The organism is Microbacterium paraoxydans (genome assembly GCF_900105335.1).
GTDB lineage: Bacteria > Actinomycetota > Actinomycetes > Actinomycetales > Microbacteriaceae > Microbacterium > Microbacterium paraoxydans.
On sequence record NZ_LT629770.1, the window covers coordinates 2,496,153 to 2,510,823 of the forward strand.

General features: G+C 72.2%; 13 protein-coding genes. 10 read left to right on the forward strand and 3 right to left on the reverse strand.

The annotated features are described in order from the left end of the window. The first annotated feature begins 32 nt into the window (after window positions 1–32). The 10 genes from BLU02_RS12250 to BLU02_RS12295 all read left to right on the forward strand — a co-directional run bounded on the left by BLU02_RS12250 (window position 33) and on the right by BLU02_RS12295 (window position 10,247). Window positions 33–1,022, forward strand: a complete 990-nt coding sequence (locus BLU02_RS12250) for an AAA family ATPase (RefSeq protein WP_060922371.1) — start codon at window positions 33–35, stop codon at window positions 1,020–1,022. Then, on the forward strand, window positions 1,019–2,389 hold the full coding sequence (locus BLU02_RS12255; RefSeq protein ID WP_060922370.1) for a DUF58 domain-containing protein: 1,371 nt from the start codon (window positions 1,019–1,021) through the stop codon (window positions 2,387–2,389). Before BLU02_RS12250 ends, BLU02_RS12255 begins: the two co-directional genes overlap by 4 nt. Beyond that, window positions 2,386–4,935: a transglutaminase TgpA family protein gene (locus BLU02_RS12260; protein WP_060922369.1), complete on the forward strand. Its 2,550-nt coding sequence runs from the start codon at window positions 2,386–2,388 to the stop codon at window positions 4,933–4,935. The genes BLU02_RS12255 and BLU02_RS12260 overlap by 4 nt, the downstream gene beginning before the upstream one ends. After that, entirely contained in the window at window positions 4,932–6,491 is a 1,560-nt protein-coding gene (locus tag BLU02_RS17865) for a DUF5684 domain-containing protein (protein WP_083370998.1), read from the forward strand. The genes BLU02_RS12260 and BLU02_RS17865 overlap by 4 nt, the downstream gene beginning before the upstream one ends. Then, window positions 6,488–7,315, forward strand: a complete 828-nt coding sequence (locus tag BLU02_RS12270; RefSeq protein ID WP_060923218.1) for a PP2C family protein-serine/threonine phosphatase — start codon at window positions 6,488–6,490, stop codon at window positions 7,313–7,315. The genes BLU02_RS17865 and BLU02_RS12270 overlap by 4 nt, the downstream gene beginning before the upstream one ends. Next, a complete protein-coding gene (locus tag BLU02_RS12275) occupies window positions 7,312–7,983 on the forward strand; it encodes a hypothetical protein (RefSeq protein WP_060923219.1) in 672 nt (223 codons plus the stop codon). The genes BLU02_RS12270 and BLU02_RS12275 overlap by 4 nt, the downstream gene beginning before the upstream one ends. Window positions 7,984–8,049: 66 nt before the next feature. Then, on the forward strand, window positions 8,050–8,799 hold the full coding sequence (locus BLU02_RS12280) for a SadB/YajI family lipoprotein (protein WP_060923220.1): 750 nt from the start codon (window positions 8,050–8,052) through the stop codon (window positions 8,797–8,799). A 1-nt stretch (window position 8,800) separates the two neighbouring features. After that, window positions 8,801–9,118 (forward strand): hypothetical protein, encoded by a 318-nt coding sequence (locus BLU02_RS12285; protein WP_060923221.1) that lies wholly within the window; start codon window positions 8,801–8,803, stop codon window positions 9,116–9,118. A 20-nt stretch (window positions 9,119–9,138) separates the two neighbouring features. Further along, window positions 9,139–9,834, forward strand: coding sequence for a hypothetical protein (locus BLU02_RS12290; RefSeq protein WP_139833250.1), 696 nt, complete (start codon window positions 9,139–9,141; stop codon window positions 9,832–9,834). Then, the gene (locus BLU02_RS12295; protein WP_144881419.1) at window positions 9,834–10,247 is read left to right on the forward strand and encodes a hypothetical protein; all 414 of its coding nucleotides are present in this window, start codon (window positions 9,834–9,836) and stop codon (window positions 10,245–10,247) included. The genes BLU02_RS12290 and BLU02_RS12295 overlap by 1 nt, the downstream gene beginning before the upstream one ends. A 280-nt stretch (window positions 10,248–10,527) precedes the next feature. Here BLU02_RS12295 and BLU02_RS12300 read toward each other — a convergent pair whose 3' ends face one another. Genes BLU02_RS12300 through eccD form a run of 3 tightly spaced genes read right to left on the reverse strand, consistent with a single transcriptional unit; the run spans window position 10,528 to window position 14,531 of the window. Further along, window positions 10,528–11,838 carry a S8 family serine peptidase gene (locus tag BLU02_RS12300; protein WP_060923224.1) on the reverse strand — a complete coding sequence of 437 codons (1,311 nt, stop codon included), beginning with the start codon at window positions 11,836–11,838 and terminating at the stop codon, window positions 10,528–10,530. Beyond that, complete coding sequence (eccB, locus tag BLU02_RS12305) at window positions 11,838–13,193, reverse strand: type VII secretion protein EccB (protein WP_060923225.1); 1,356 nt, start codon at window positions 13,191–13,193, stop codon at window positions 11,838–11,840. Before eccB ends, BLU02_RS12300 begins: the two co-directional genes overlap by 1 nt. Before the next feature lie 3 nt (window positions 13,194–13,196). Then, complete coding sequence (gene eccD, locus BLU02_RS12310; protein WP_060923226.1) at window positions 13,197–14,531, reverse strand: type VII secretion integral membrane protein EccD; 1,335 nt, start codon at window positions 14,529–14,531, stop codon at window positions 13,197–13,199. Window positions 14,532–14,671: the final 140 nt, after the last annotated feature.

The window sequence follows — 14,671 nt, forward strand, 5'->3', positions numbered from 1 at the left end:
GCCGAGCACACCGACACGAATACTCTTTCCCTATGCCAGCCACCGCAGCAGCCCCCGTCACCATCGCTCCCGAGCAGGCCTCCTGGTTCGCCGAGACGTTCTCGATCCTGACCGGCAACATCGAGCAGGCGATCCTCGGCAAGCGCCACGTGGTCGAGCTCGTGCTCGCCACCGCCGTCAGCGGAGGCCACGTCCTCCTGGAGGACTACCCGGGAACCGGCAAGACGGCCCTCGCCCGCGCCGTCGCGCAGACGGTCAACGGGACGAGCAGCCGCATCCAGTTCACGCCCGATCTCCTTCCGGGAGATGTGACCGGCATCACCGTCTACGACCAGAAGGAGGGCACGTTCGAGTTCCACGCGGGGCCCGTCTTCGCGAACATCGTGCTCGCCGACGAGATCAACAGGGCGAGCCCGAAGACCCAGTCCGCGCTGCTGGAGGTCATGGAGGAGGGCACGGTCACGGTCGACGGCGTCACCCGGTCCGTCGGCTCCCCGTTCCTCGTGATGGCGACGCAGAACCCCATCGAGCAGGGCGGCACCTACCGGCTCCCGGAGGCCCAGCTCGACCGCTTCATGATCAAGACCTCGATCGGCTACCCCGACGAGGCCGCGACGATGCGCATCCTGCAGGGCGCCGGCCGGCCGAAGACGGTGCTCGACGGCATCGTCGACACCGACACGATCCTGACGATGGCGGAGATGTCGCGCGGGGTGTACGTGAACCCGCTGGTGTCGGACTACATCATGCGCATCGTCGACGCCACGCGGCGGGCGTCCGAGGTCCGTCTCGGCGCCAGTGTGCGCGGCGCCCTCGCGCTGTCCCGGCTGGTGATGACGTGGGCGGCCAAGAACGGGCGCACGTTCGTGACGCCCGACGACGTGCGCGAGCTCGCCGTCGTCGCCCTCGCGCACCGCCTCGTGCTCGAGCCGGAGGCCGAGTTCGACGGGGTGACGGCTGTGGCCGTCGTCGGGCAGATCCTCCTCGACGTCGAACCCCCACGCGAGAACGGCACTGCGTGACCTTCAGCACCGAATCCCGCCTGACGCGCACGACCGCGGGCACGAGCACGTCGACGCGGACGTCCACCGTCACGCGTTACGACCGCACGCGCCGCGGTCCCGTGCGCGGCGCGGTCTTCGGCGCGCGTCGGGTGGTCCGCTCCGTGGGGCGCGCGACCAGGGCCACGGTCGGCTGGGTCCGTGAGACGGTCACCACGGCGGGCATGCTCGTCGCCGTGGCCGTGGTGCTCGGCGTGCTCGCCGGGGTGCTGTTCGGCTGGGTGGAGGCCTGGGCGGTCGCCACGATCGCGCTCGTGCTGCTGGTGGCCTGTGTGCCGTTCATCCTCGGCGCCCACGACTACCGGATCGATCTCGTGCTCGACCGCGACCGCGTGGTCGCGGGCGCCGAGATCGGTGCGACCCTGGACGTCCGCAACAACGGCGAGCGCCTCTCGCTCCCCGGCGTCGTGGACGTGCCGGTCGGTGAGGGCCTCGTCGAGGCGCACGTGCCGCTGCTGCGGCCGGGTGCGCATCATCGGGAAGAGCTGACCATCGCCGCGCACCGCCGCGGCGTCATCGACGTCGGCCCGATGACCATCACTCGCGGCGACCCGATCGGCATCCTCCGCCGCGAGCTCCGGTGGCCGGACGTGCAGCGCATCCACGTGCACCCGGTGACCGTGCGGCTCCCCAGCACCAGTGCGGGACTGATCCGCGACCTCGAGGGCACGCCGAGCACCACTCTGGTGGACGCCGACCTCTCCTTCCATGCCGTGCGCGAGTACGTCGTCGGCGACTCGCCGCGCCACATCCACTGGAAGTCCACGGCGAAGACGGGCACCCTCATGGTGCGGCAGTACGAGGAGTCCCGGCACGCGCGCATCGCCGTCATCCTGGATCTCGATCCGGAGTCGTATGCCGACGACGACGAGTTCGAGAACACCGTCAGCGCGGCCGCCTCGCTGGCGCTGCAGGGTGTGCGGGACGGCAGGGACGTGCTGTTCTCCGTGAGCAACGAGATCCCGGAGCACGGCCGTGCGGAGGTGCTGTCGATCCGCACGCTGCCGACGGTGACTCCCAAGGCGCTCCTCGACGCGACCTCCACGATCGATCAGACGGCGCGGGTGATGAGGCTCGAGGCCGTCACCGCTCTCACGGCGCAGTCGTACCCCGACCTCTCCATCGGCTTCCTGCTCACCGGTTCCCTCCTGCCGATCGAGCGTCTGCGCCACGCGGCGGTGAAGCTCCCGGCTGCCGTGGAGGCGGTCGCGGTGCGCAGTGAACTCGGCGCGCAGCCGACGATGCGGACGGCCAGGGAGCTCGCGGTGATGACCCTCGGTGCACTGGGCGATCTCCCGCAGATGCTCGCCCGAGGAGCGCTGCGATGAGCGCGGCCGGGCCGAAGCGCGGACGCGCTGGATCACGACGGGGCTCCCCGCCCTCTGCCCTGACCCTCTGGTCGCTGGGGTACGTCCTGGTCGGCGTCCTGCTCGCCACGGTGGCCGCCTGGCCGGTCTACGAGTCATCCCGAGCCCTCGCGGTGGGGATCATCGGCGGCCTCCTCGGCATGGCCGTCGCCGTCGTCACGCGTGTCCTGCGCTGGGGCACTCTGCTCGGGGCGCTCGCCGCCGTCGGTGTGTACCTGGTGGTCGCGGTGCCGCTCGCCATCCCGTCCGCTCTCACCTCTGTCCCCGCATTCTTCGGCGGTGTGCGGGATGCCGTGCTCGGGGTCGTGCTGGGCTGGAAGCAGATGCTCACTCTGAACCCGCCGTTGGGGGAGTATCAGGCGGTGCTCATCCCCTTCCTCGTGGTGATGCTGTTCGGGGCTTTCCTCGCCACGCTCTTCGTCTGGAGCGGCGGCAAGCGGGCGGTGGCAGCGGTCCCCGTGGTCGTGGCCATGAGCGTCTTCGGCGTCGCCTTCGGTGTGAGCGGCACGTCCTCCCCGGCCTCGGTGGCCGGCATCGAGCTTCCCGCACCGCGGGAATGGCTGGTCGGGGTGGCGGTCTTCGTGGTGTCCCTGGTGTGGCTCGTCGGTCGTACGCGCCTGCAGCGCGCCGCCGCGCTGCGGACCGTGGCCGCGGCCAACATCTCCCGGCGGGCGACCCCCGTCTGGCTCACCGCCCGCCGGCACCTGCTCGCCGGGGCGCTGGCGGTCGTCGCCCTGGGGGCCGGCTTCGCGATCACCCCGGCGGCGGCCGGCTGGTCCGACCGCTCGGTGCTGCGCGACGAGATCGAGCCGCAGGTCGTGGTGCAGGAGCAGCCGAGTCCGCTCAGTTCCTACCGCTCCTGGTTCTCCGGCGACACCCTGGACACTCCGGTGGTGGAGCTGGAGGGCGACCCGGGCGCCGTGGACCGCATCCGCTTCGTCACCCTCGACGCGTACGACGGCGAGGACTTCCACATCGACGCCGATGACCGCTTCAGCCGTCTGCCGCGCTCCGCGCTCCCGGGCTCCGGCCGGGTCACGCTGGAGATCACGATCGGCGAGGCCTACCGGGGCATCTGGGTTCCGTCGCCCGCCGGTCTCGCCGAGGCACCTGCGTTCTCCGGCGAGCGTGCGGACGCGCTCGCCGACGGGTTCCATGTGAACGATGACGGTGACACCGCCATCACGATCGCGGAGGCGCCCGGCGGCGGGGAGGGTCTCGTGCCCGGTGATCGCTACTCGGTGCTGGTCGATGCGCCCGGTGCACCGGACGCGGTGACCGCTCTCCAGGGCAGCCGGTCGACCCTCGATGCCGATCGATACCCCGCGCTGGTCGAATGGGCGGAGATGCAGGAGCAGCCCCGCACCGGTGCCGGCTACCTCGAGGTGGTCGACCGTCTCCGATCCCGGGGCTACCTGAGCCACGCGCTGCTCGAGGACGCCGCTGCCACGGGGTGGATCGCGGCTCTCCAGGAGTCCGAGGGCTACGCCTTCGCTCCCAGCTATGCCGGTCACTCCGCAGCCCGCATCGAGGAGCTGTTCACCGAGCTCACCGAGCAGGAGCGTCGGGCGGGTCCCGACGCCGACCCGGAGCTGCTGGTGGCGGCGGTCGGCGACGACGAGCAGTTCTCCGTGGCCGCGGCCCTCCTCGCGCAGCACTGGGGCCTGGAATCCCGTGTGGTGGTGGGAGCGCGACTCGCGGCGGCCGAAGAGGTCCCCGGGATCCCGGCGTGCACCGACGTGTGCACCGGCGCGAACATGAGCGCCTGGGTCGAGGTGCGCGCCTCGGGCGGCGAGTGGATCCCCGTCGACGCGACGCCGCAGTATGCCATGCTGCCGAGCGCCATCACCGAAGGTGAGCAGCTCCCGGAGCACCCCACGGTTCCGGAGCAGCCGCGGTCCGAGGCTCTGGATCCCCCGCAGGCGCAGAGCGACGCGAACAACGATGCGCCCCCGCTGGAGGAGCCCGCCTCGGAGGTCCTCGCCTTCCTGCTGCCGATCCTCCGTGGAGTGGGTCTCGGGCTTCTTGCCCTGCTGCTGCTCGTTCTGCCGTTCCTCGTGCTCGTGGGCGCGAAGAGCCGGCGCGGGCATGCGCGGCGCACGGCCGCAGACCCCGAGGTGCGCCTGGCCGGAGCCTGGGAAGAGCTCGCCGACGTGTACGCCGACCATGACGTGCCCATGGACGCGCAGGGCACGAGGATGCAGCGCGCGCAGACGACCGGTCGCGTGGCAGCACAGCGGCTGGCTGCTCTGGTCGACCGCGCTGTCTTCGCCGAGCACCCGCCCACTTCCGACGAAGCGACGGCCGCCTGGGCGATCGTGGATGCGGAGCGGGCGGAACTGGCGAAGGCGGGGACTCGATGGCAGCGTCTTCTGACCCGGGTGCGGCCGACGTCTTTCGTCGCCAGGACGCGCTCCCTGCGCCTCCCCGGCTTCGGCGCGCGACCCGCGCTCGGTACGCTCGGATGGACCGGTTCACTGGATGACCGGAAGAAGGGGGACTCATGACCGCGCCCGCGGACTCCGGTCTGGCCACGATGCTCGTCATCATCGTCGGACTCGGGCTGCTCGTCGGCCTGGCCGTCTACGTCTGGTACGCCCTCGCGCTGTCGCGCCTGTTCCCCCGCATCGACGGGGAGGGCTGGAAGGGCTGGGTGCCCGTCCTCAACGAGGCCGAGATCCTCGCGCGAGGGGGAGTGCCCGCCTGGTCGGTGGTGTTCTACTTCATCCCGCTCGTGCAGATCTACGGCATCTACCTCAAGGTCGTCGCCACTCATCGCATCAACCGGCGCTTCGGGCGGGGCGCCGGCATGACCGTGCTCGCCATCCTCCTGCCGCCGGTGTGGGCGACCGTGCTCGCATGGGGCCCGGCGCCCTACCCGGAGGGGGATCGTCTCGCGGCCCTCCAGCCGGGTCCGCGGCGCAGCGCCCCGCCTTCCGCGGCCCCCGCGCGCGACGCGTCGGGGTACACGATCCCCTCCCTCGCTCCCGCGGGTAACGGATCGCCGGAGGCGCCGCCGCTGATCTTCCCGGACTACGCCGCGCCGTCCGCGGTCGCTCCTGCAGCGAGTGCCCCGCCGACCGCGGGTGCGCCGCAGGGCGAGCCCCCGGCACCGAGGTCGTTCGCTCCGCCGGCCTTCGCTCCGCCTGCCGCGCCGCCGGCTCCGTCGTCCGCGACACCGTCTCCGTCGTTCGCACCACCGGCGCCGCCCGCGCCGTCTCCCGCGGCTGCTCCCGTTCCGCCGGCTGCCTCGATTCCGCCTGCTGCCCCGGTTCAGCCTGCGGCGCCCGTGCTTCCGCCTGCGGCCGCTCCGACACCACCGTCCCCGGCCGCACAGCCGACGCCCCCCACTCCCGCGCTGCCGACGACCGGCATCATGGCCGCGATGGGCGACGTACCGCCCGCCGCCCCGCAGCCCGCGCCGGCCCCTGCTCCCTCCGTGGACTCCTCGCCGAGCGAGGAGCCCGCTGCCCCCGCGCCGGCTCCGGAGGCGAACCGTGTCGTCCGACCCGTGCCGCCCTCGTTCCGCGACGGCGGTCAGCCCGAAGCCCCGCCTATGCCCATGATCCGCCCTGTTCCGTCTGCGACCGATTCCCCCGCAGCAGGACAGAGCGTGCCGGTACCTGCTCCCGCTGCGCCCGAAGGCCTGGTCGCCGATGTCGACAAGACCGTGGTGACGCCGCGTCCCACCGACGACGACCTCGACGCCACGGTGGTCGTCGCCCGCAAGCGCGGGGTGCGGCGCGTCCTCGTGCTGGACGACGGTCGTCGGTTCTCGCTGTCCGGCGCGAGCGTCGTGATCGGCCGGAACCCCACCGGGGAACCGGGCGAGCAGCGGCTGGCCATCCCGGACACCACCCGCACGCTGTCGAAGACCCACGCCCGCCTGGTGGTGCAGGAGGACGAGTGGCGCCTGACCGACCTGCACGCCACCAACGGCGTCGTGGTGGTCGGGGACGACGGCTCGGAGACGCTCCTGGATGCCGGGGAGAGCGTGGTCGGCACCGGGCGGTTCATCCTGGGAGAAGTGGGCATGCACGTCGTCGCGGAGCGCGATTCGTGACCGTGGAATCCGTCGTCCTCCGGGTCGCCGCGCTGACCGACACCGGGCTCACGCGGACGGCCAACGAGGACGCGGTCCTCGACGCGCGTCCGGTCTTCCTGGTCGCCGACGGCATGGGTGGGCACGACGCCGGTGATCGCGCCAGCGCGGCTGTCGTCGCCGCCTTCGAGCCGCTGCGCGGACTGCCGGTCGATGTCGGCGACATCAGCGACGCCCTGAGTCGAGCCGCAGCCGTGGTCGAGGACATCGCCGCCGCGCACAAGCGCGGGGCGGGCAGCACCGTGACGGGTGTGGCCCTCGTGGAGCACGAGGGGGCGCCGCACTGGCTCGTCTTCAACGTCGGGGACTCCCGGGTGTATCGGCACCACGGCACCGAGCTGGCGCAGCTCACGATCGACCACTCCCTCGGACAGGAGCTCGTCGATGCCGGTGAGCTCCGCCCCGAAGACCTGGCCTCGTTCTCGCGCCGCAACGTCATCACGCGCGCGGTCGGGGCCCCGGACAGCACGGCGGACAGCTGGCTGCTCCCCGTCGTCGACGGCGAGCGGCTCCTGCTGTGCTCCGACGGGCTGACCGGCGAGGTGAGCGATGAGGCCATCCGCGCGACGCTGACCATGAACGGTCGCCCGGAGACCGCGGCGGCGGCCCTCGTCCGCCGCGCGCTGCAGAGCGGAGGGCGCGACAACGTCTCCGTCCTGGTGATCGACGTCGTCTCCGGCGGCGCACGCACGCGTCCCGACGACGCCACGGGCGGACGGGCCGCCGTGTCCGCCGTCACCGATTCGATGCTCGAGGGCACGACGGTCCCGGTGCGCGCGCGATGAGCGACGACGAGGTCGAGGAGACCGTCATCCTGACACGCCGAGACCGCCGGCGGGCCGGAGCGGCGGACCCGGTTCCCCCGGCGGCCGATGACACATCGGCCGCCGTCGATGAGGCCACCATCGTGGTGGATCGCGCGAAGACGGCTCCGGCTCCCGACCGAACCGACGATGCCGCGGAGGACGCGTCCGAGGGCGCCATCACCGATGAGCCGGACGATGCCGGGCCCGAGGACGCCGCGGGCGAGGCCATCGACGACGCGACCGTGGTCGTCGATCGCTCCACCCCTCCGGCGGCCGACGTCCCCGAGGACGCCACCGTGGCGGTCGCGCGTCCGGCTCGACGCCTGCGGCGGAAGAAGGGCGCCGCCGCAGAGGGCGACGGCACCGCACCCCAGGCCGCCGAACCGCGGTTCCACGTCGATTCCTTCGCCGCCCCGGATGGCGCACCGGCTCCTGCGATCTACAAGCCCCGGCCGGCACCGCGCACTCCCGTCGCTCCGCCCGTCGTCGTCGGGGCGGCCGCTCCCACGCGCGTGGTGGAGCCCGGGCTGCCGTCCGTCGCCAAGCAGGCGCAGCGGTGGAGCATCATCACCCTTGCTGCGACCGTCGGGGCGAGCGTCGTGTCGGTCGTCGGGCTCGTCGCGCTCGGCTTCGTCGTCTTCGGCTGAGGATCTCCACGCCGGCCGGGAGGCTCTGTATGGTGGACGAGGAAACGCCTTGAGGGGGGATAGTCGATGAGCGACGATGCGGAACGGTTCTTCGAGTTGCGCGACGAGGTGGACAGTCAGGCGAAGATGTTCGCCGATGCGTCCGCGCGGGCTGTTCCCGCCTCCTTCACCGATGAGGCAGGCCTGGTGACGGCGCAGATCGACGAAGACGGAGTGCTCTCCGTCGAGATCGCCGACCGCTGGCGTGACGGCATCGAACCGTCGGCTCTCGGCGACCGCATCGTCGCCGCCTTCCAAGGCTTGAGCGCCGCCAGGGTCGAGGCGTGGGCGGCCAACATCGGCGACGCGGCCGAACAGGATCATCGCCCCTCGCCGATCCCCTCGACGCACGACTCGGTGGCGGCGAAGCTGCAGGAGGCGCTCCTCGCGGAGCCGGAGACCACGCCCGCGGTGGAGAGGGCTCTCGAGAACATGCTCGCCTTCCTCGACGACGTCTCCGCCAACATCGACGCGACTTTCGCGGACGCTCTCAGCCGGGGACGACAGACCGAGGAGGTCGCACCGCTCTCCCGGCACCTCACCGTGGAGCTGTCCGCGGGCGGGCACCTCGTCGCGGTCTCGCTCTCACCGAACTGGGCCGAGCGGTCTTCCGGCGCCCAGATCTCGCGCGAGCTGAACGACACACTCCGCGAGGCTTTCGAGAAGACCCGGGCGACCCGGGACGCGGGGGCGCTCGATGGCAGCCCGCTCGAGAAGTACGGCCGTTTCGTCGATGATCCGGACGCTTTCGTGGCGTTCGTCAGTGGGAAGGAATGAGATGGATCCGGAGATCGCGCTCAGTTTCGAAGCGCTGACGAAAGACGCCACGCTGTGGGACGAGGCGTCCGCCACCCTGCAGTCCAGCGCTGGGGAGATCGCGGGGATCGAGGTGAACCGCGGCGCTTTCTCGTTCGCGGCGATCGACCTGGCCGACCTCTATGCGGAGCTGCATTCCCGCGTGCAGCAACTGCTCACCGACGGTGCGACCAGGACGAGCGAGGGCGCGGCTGCGCTGCGCGCCGTCCGCGATCAGTTCGAGCGCTACGAAGACATCACCCAGTCCGAGCTCTATCGGATCTGGCAACCGGCAGTCTGACCGAAGGCGAGACGACAACGATGAACCCCGTCATTGACCGAGTGCTCGAACTGCTGGAGAAGGTCAAGCAGAAGCTCGACGAGATCGTGCGCCTGATCAACGCGGCGCTCCGCACCATCCCCGCGTACCTGAGCTGGGTCGCCGACCGGGTCAAGGACGCGTGGGACACCACGCTGACCAAGATCCAGGAGATGTGGGATTGGCTGGCGGACAAGCTGAGCTATCTCGGCAACCCCTTCGTGCTCAACGGCGCGGCCGACGGCTGGAAGCGGGTAGGTGGTCAGGTGTCGCGGATCAATGACACGATCGTCGACGCGAACCTGTCGGTGGACGACCGGTGGACAGGGCGCGCCGCGGACCAGTACCAGCAGTCGCTCGAGCCGCAGCGCCGGGCCAACACATCGATCATGTCCGACTACGCGGAGAACATCGGCAACGCCATGAGCGGGCTGGCGGTGGCGATCGCCGCCTTCTGGGGTGCCATCGCCGTCGCCATCCTCACGCTCCTCGGCGCTCTTGCCGGCGCGGCCGTGGCGACGGGAACCATCATCGGCTTGCCGGCGGCTCCGGTGCTCGTCGGTCTCGGCATCGCGACCTTCCTCGTCGCTGCCGGTGCCGGCGTCACCATCCTGTACGTGTCGGCGGGGCAGGCGCGTTCGACCATGACGTCGACGTCGGCCGGCATCACCACCTGGCCGTCGATCGCGACCGCCTGATGAGCGGGGCAGTCCGGACGGCGCGCCCGCGTGTGCCCGCCATCGTCTCCGTTGTCGTCGGCGCGTTCGCGACAATCGCTGCGCTCCTGGCACTCGCCAACGCCTCGGCGGAAGGGGCTCTGCTCGGCGGTGGCCTGGTCGCAGCCGTGGTGGCCGTCCTCAGCTTTCTGCTCGCCGGATACGGCTTCCAGCTCGGACGATCGGCTGCCGCGAAGCTGCCCGCGGCGGGACCGTTGACCCTTCTCGCCCTCCTCACGGCCGTCGTCGGCGTGATCGGGAGCATGGGAGTCTTCGTGCTCAGCGCGGCGAGCGGAAGCCAGAACGGGATGGCTGTGGCGGTCATCGTCCTGGTGCTCTCGTTCATCGAGACGATCGTCGGCTTCCGACTGGTGCGGGTGTCTCGCCAGGATTAGGTTGCCCCTGCTGCCGTTGGCGGGAGATGTCATGGTCACCGGTGCGGCCCTCGTGGGCGCCGTCGTCCGGGCGCGGCAGGCGGCAGCCTCCGGGCGATGATCCGGCACCCGCGGCGGTCAGCGCCGAGAACACCATGGCGAAGACGACGAGCAGACCGGCGAGAGCGAGGAGCCGATCGGTGGCTGCGCTCCGCTCCGTCTGCCCGCCGCGTCGAGCGAGGCCGAACGATCGTATGGCGGCCACGGCGAAGCCATGGGGGTCATCTTCTGTCTCCGGTTCTCACGCCTCGGGCTCGGGGCGGTCGAGGAGGCCGCCCTGTCGCTCGACCTCGACCGCCGCGTCGGCGGGGGTCTCCCGGCGTCGCCGGAGGACGATGAGGATGCCGAGGACTCCGAGCAGGCTCGCGCCGGCGATCGCGGCGATCAACGCCACCTCGCGGGTGAGGACGAACGGCGGCACGCCGTGGTCGGGCTCGACGCTCACCGCCGGGGGCCGCACGGCGCTCTCGGCCGTGTCGAAGAAGGGGCTGACGGGTCCGCGGGTGGTGGGGTCGGGGAGGAGCTGAATAGCGGCGGAGGGCCGGATGAAGCCCCAGCCGTTCACGTCATCGCGGTTGTCGGCATCCGCACGGAGCGCCGTGGCCGTCAGCCGATACGCCCACCCCGCCGGGGGATCGTCCGGGTGCGCCTGGGCGACCAGAGCCGCCGCCGCGCTCACATAGCCCGTCGCGTAGCTCGATGCCGGGGCATCGGAGGCGAACAGGCAGTCCCCGCCGCCCGTCGCCGCGGTGAGCACGTTCGCGCCGGGGGCCGTGACCCCGACCTGCGGACCGTGGATCGAGCTGTCGGTCGCGAGCCCCGTCGCGTCGGCCGCGCTGACGCCGAGCGCCTGTTCGTAGGCGGCGGGATACCGGGCTCCGTCCTCCGCCTCGGGGTCGGAGATCCTGTTGCCGCCGCTGGCGACGACGAGCGCTCCGACGGCGGCCGCGTGCTCCACCGCCGCGCGCAGCGCAGGCGAGTCCGTCTCCTGCGACGACGAGACGTTGATGATGTCCGCGCCGTTGTCCGCCGCCCAGTTGATGCCGTCGGCGAGGCGCTGGGCGCTCGGTCCCCACCCCTTGTCGATGTCCTGCGGCGAGTCGCTGCGGAACGCGCGCACCGACAGCAGGCGCGCATCGGGGGCGAGCCCCACCACGCCGGAGCCGGAGACGGGCTGCGCCGCGATCTGCCCGGCGATGGCGGTGCCGTGCCCGGTCAGATCGCTCAGGCCGTCGCCGCGTTCGCCGTCGCCGACGAGGTTCACGCCCCCGACGACGACGCCGGCGAGGTGCGGGTTGCCGGCGTCGATCCCGGAGTCGACGACCGCCACGACCACGCCCTTCCCGGTGGCGAGACGGTTCGCATCCTCCGCCCCGAGGGCCGCGAGTGCCGACGGCGCCTCGGGAGCGAACACCACGGTGCCGGGCTCGCAGGCGCCGGTCGCCATCGACACGATCGTCGTGGGGGCGGTCGGCGCGGCCACCGCGGCGGCCGGCGTCCCCCATACGGCAGCACCCACCACGAGGGTGGCGAGAGCGGCGCGGCGGCGCATCACTCGTCCTCGGAGCCGGGCGACTCTCTCGCGGCCTCTGTGGTCAGCGCCGGCCCGGCGGCGAAGAAGTCGATCCACGCGCTCGGCACCCGCCCGACGTCGCCGGGGGTGTAACCGAGCTGGGCGAGCGGTCCGCTGGCGGCGTCTTCCGCCGACTCGTCCGGCACGGCGCCCGGGATGGCGTACGCGGTACCGGACTCGTCGACGAGCACGGCCATGCCCACCGCCTCGTCCGACGGGCCGCTCGTCTGCACGAGGGCCCCACCGCCGACGGTGACGGCGACACGGTCGCGGTCCTCCGGCAGCTCGGTGCTCGTGGACCCGAGGACGGTGCGGGCGTCGTCGCCCAGGACCGCGCACGGGGTCTCGCCGGAGGCGAGCGGCGTCAGCGGAAGCGTGGGCCAGTCGTCGCCACCGGCGTTCGGAACGGTGGGAACGTCGGCCACCTCCGCCGGAGACACCTCTTCCTCATCCGCGCCGGCCTCCTGCGCGCTGCCGAGCAGGTAGAGCTGGTACGCGAGCGGGCTGAGGCGCGCGAGCTCCCCGGTCGCGAGCGCCACGTAGCGCTCGTCCGCGGGGCTGCCCTGCACGTGCACGATCGTGCCCGCCGTCAGGTCGGTCCCCGGCACCCGGGCGCCGACGGCGTTCAGACGGATCGGCTCGAGGTCGGCGCCGCTCTCGAAGAGGTTGAGCCAGCGTCCGTCGACCTCGATGACGTCGCTGGTGCCGAGGCCGACCGCGCGCAGCACCGCGTTGGCGTCGTCGGCGGGGACGGCGTAGCGGAGGCCGTCGGCGATCACGAAGAGCTCGTCACCGCGCTGCACCACGGCGCCGGTACCCGCCGACGGCTCCGCGATCGGCGCCCCTGACAGCGAGACGGCGGTCCCGGCGGAGTCGTCGATGCACGCGGTCCATGCCGTGTTGATGAGGGCGCTCGGGGTGGGCAGGTCGTCAGGGGCGCCGAGGATGCCGATCGAACCGCCGACCGGGATGCCGTCGAGGGCTGCCTGATCCGTGCGCACGACCTTGAACTCGCCGGCGGGGATGAGCAGGCGGGCGCTCGCGGTGTTGATGACGGGGTACAGCGTCCCCTCGACCGAGACGTAACGGGCGCCCGTGTCGGTGGCGACGATGAGGCGGTTGTTCTGCCAGTCGCCGGGGAGGCCCGGCTGCATGATGCCCCAGAACACGCCGACGAGGATCACGCCGACGGTGAGGGCGATGCCCGCGATGACGGCGCGCAGCGGCTTGGCCGGTTCGAGCTCCTTGCCGCCGGGGGCGCCGCCGGTGAAGGCGGAGAGGAGACGTCGTCGGCTGAAGCCCTGGGCCTCGATCAGGTCCTTCTTGGTCGCCATCGGTCAGACGAGCCCCGCCGTGATGACCCCGAGCGGGAGCAGGAGGGCGAGCGCGACGACCTCGACCGTGTCGCCGAGCCGCGTGAGGCGGAGGCGGGCCTTTGGCGTGAGCAGCGTGAGTCCGATGAGCACCACGGTGGCGACCACGAGGATGAGCAGCATCCAGGTGCGCACGTCGGGGAGGGCGAGCGCGACGGTCACACCGGTCGCGGCGAGGCCGATCGCCCCGATCGCCATCAGCACGAGCACCCCGAGGCGGGCGTGCATCTGCCGCGACTGGAACATCATGCCGACGAAGGCGAGCACGCACAGCACAGCGCCCGTGACGCCGCTGGCGGCGACGAGCGGGGTCGCGATGAGGGCGGCGAGGCCGAGCGCGGCACGGAGCGCGATGAGCGTGCGGGTGCCGGCGGCGGCGCGACGCTTCACCTCCTCGGCGTCGATGGGCTGCGGCGCGGAGAACATGTCCGCGTCGCTCTGCGGCGAGATCACCCGGATGCGGGTGGAGCTCAGAGCCAGCCAGGGGATGCCGTTCGCGAGCAGCGCCGTGGTCGCGAGCATCAGCGCGTAGGAGGCGAGCGGGTCGCCGAAGACCGCGGCCGCCGTGGCCGTGATCCCGATCGAGGCGCCGAGGGCGATGGGCACGAGGTGGATCTCGGGCTTGTCCTGGGTGACGGCCAGGCTGAGGCCCCCGACGACGACGAGTCCGAGCCCGAGAGCCGCGAGCGGCCAGCCCCAGATGCTCTGCGCGGGGACCGCGAGGTAGCCCGCGAGCCCGCCGTACGCTGCGGCGGTGAGTCCGAGCGCATGACCGGCCTCGGGCTGCCGCAGCCGCATCAGCACGGCGGCGGCCACGCTGAGCACGACCGCGCCCGATCCCGCGATGATCGCCGGGAGCAGAGACGTCGGCGGCGTCGCGACGAGGAGCACGGCGCAGAGGGCGAGGAAGGTGAGGCTGACGAAGAGGGCGGTGCGGGAGCTGTCCGCGGGGGTCCAGGAGTTGTGCTGCTCCGCGGTCGCGTCGATCACGGCTTCCACGACGTCGTCGTAGATGCGCGGCTCGCGCATGAGTCCGCCGCGCACCAGGGTCAGCAGCTCGCCGTCGTGCACGCCCTGGGCCGCGGCGCCACGAGCGGGGTCGAGGGGCGTGCCGTCCGCCCGCTGCAGCGCGTATCCGCCGTGCGTGAGGGTCGGGTCCAGCACGCCGAGACTGCGGGCGAAGCCGGGGATGATCTCGACCAGGGGGACCTGCGACGGCACCCCCACGTCGAGCCTGCGGTCGTCGCTGACCACGGAGATCCGCAGCACGGTTCCTGCCACGGTGCCGCTCTGGCTCATATCGGTGGTGTCCCCCCACGTGTGTGATGCTCTCCCGCCGCAGGCATTGCGGGGGTCCGGCCCGGACTCACTCTAGTTGACAGGCCAGATACTATCTGTTGCGCACGCGCGGGCAGGGGCGACGGTCTCGCGCGGCGGAG

What these genes read in the sequence shown, in the direction of transcription:
- BLU02_RS12250 (WP_060922371.1), top strand. Translation starts at nt 33, where the DNA reads ATGCCAGCCACCGCAGCAGCCCCCGTCACCATCGCTCCCGAGCAGGCC.
- BLU02_RS12260 (WP_060922369.1), top strand. Translation starts at nt 2,386, where the DNA reads ATGAGCGCGGCCGGGCCGAAGCGCGGACGCGCTGGATCACGACGGGGC.
- BLU02_RS17865 (WP_083370998.1), top strand. Translation starts at nt 4,932, where the DNA reads ATGACCGCGCCCGCGGACTCCGGTCTGGCCACGATGCTCGTCATCATC.
- BLU02_RS12275 (WP_060923219.1), top strand. Translation starts at nt 7,312, where the DNA reads ATGAGCGACGACGAGGTCGAGGAGACCGTCATCCTGACACGCCGAGAC.
- BLU02_RS12280 (WP_060923220.1), top strand. Translation starts at nt 8,050, where the DNA reads ATGAGCGACGATGCGGAACGGTTCTTCGAGTTGCGCGACGAGGTGGAC.
- BLU02_RS12285 (WP_060923221.1), top strand. Translation starts at nt 8,801, where the DNA reads ATGGATCCGGAGATCGCGCTCAGTTTCGAAGCGCTGACGAAAGACGCC.
- BLU02_RS12290 (WP_139833250.1), top strand. Translation starts at nt 9,139, where the DNA reads ATGAACCCCGTCATTGACCGAGTGCTCGAACTGCTGGAGAAGGTCAAG.
- BLU02_RS12295 (WP_144881419.1), top strand. Translation starts at nt 9,834, where the DNA reads ATGAGCGGGGCAGTCCGGACGGCGCGCCCGCGTGTGCCCGCCATCGTC.
- BLU02_RS12300 (WP_060923224.1), bottom strand. Translation starts at nt 11,838, where the DNA reads ATGCGCCGCCGCGCCGCTCTCGCCACCCTCGTGGTGGGTGCTGCCGTA.
- eccB (WP_060923225.1), bottom strand. Translation starts at nt 13,193, where the DNA reads ATGGCGACCAAGAAGGACCTGATCGAGGCCCAGGGCTTCAGCCGACGA.
- eccD (WP_060923226.1), bottom strand. Translation starts at nt 14,531, where the DNA reads ATGAGCCAGAGCGGCACCGTGGCAGGAACCGTGCTGCGGATCTCCGTG.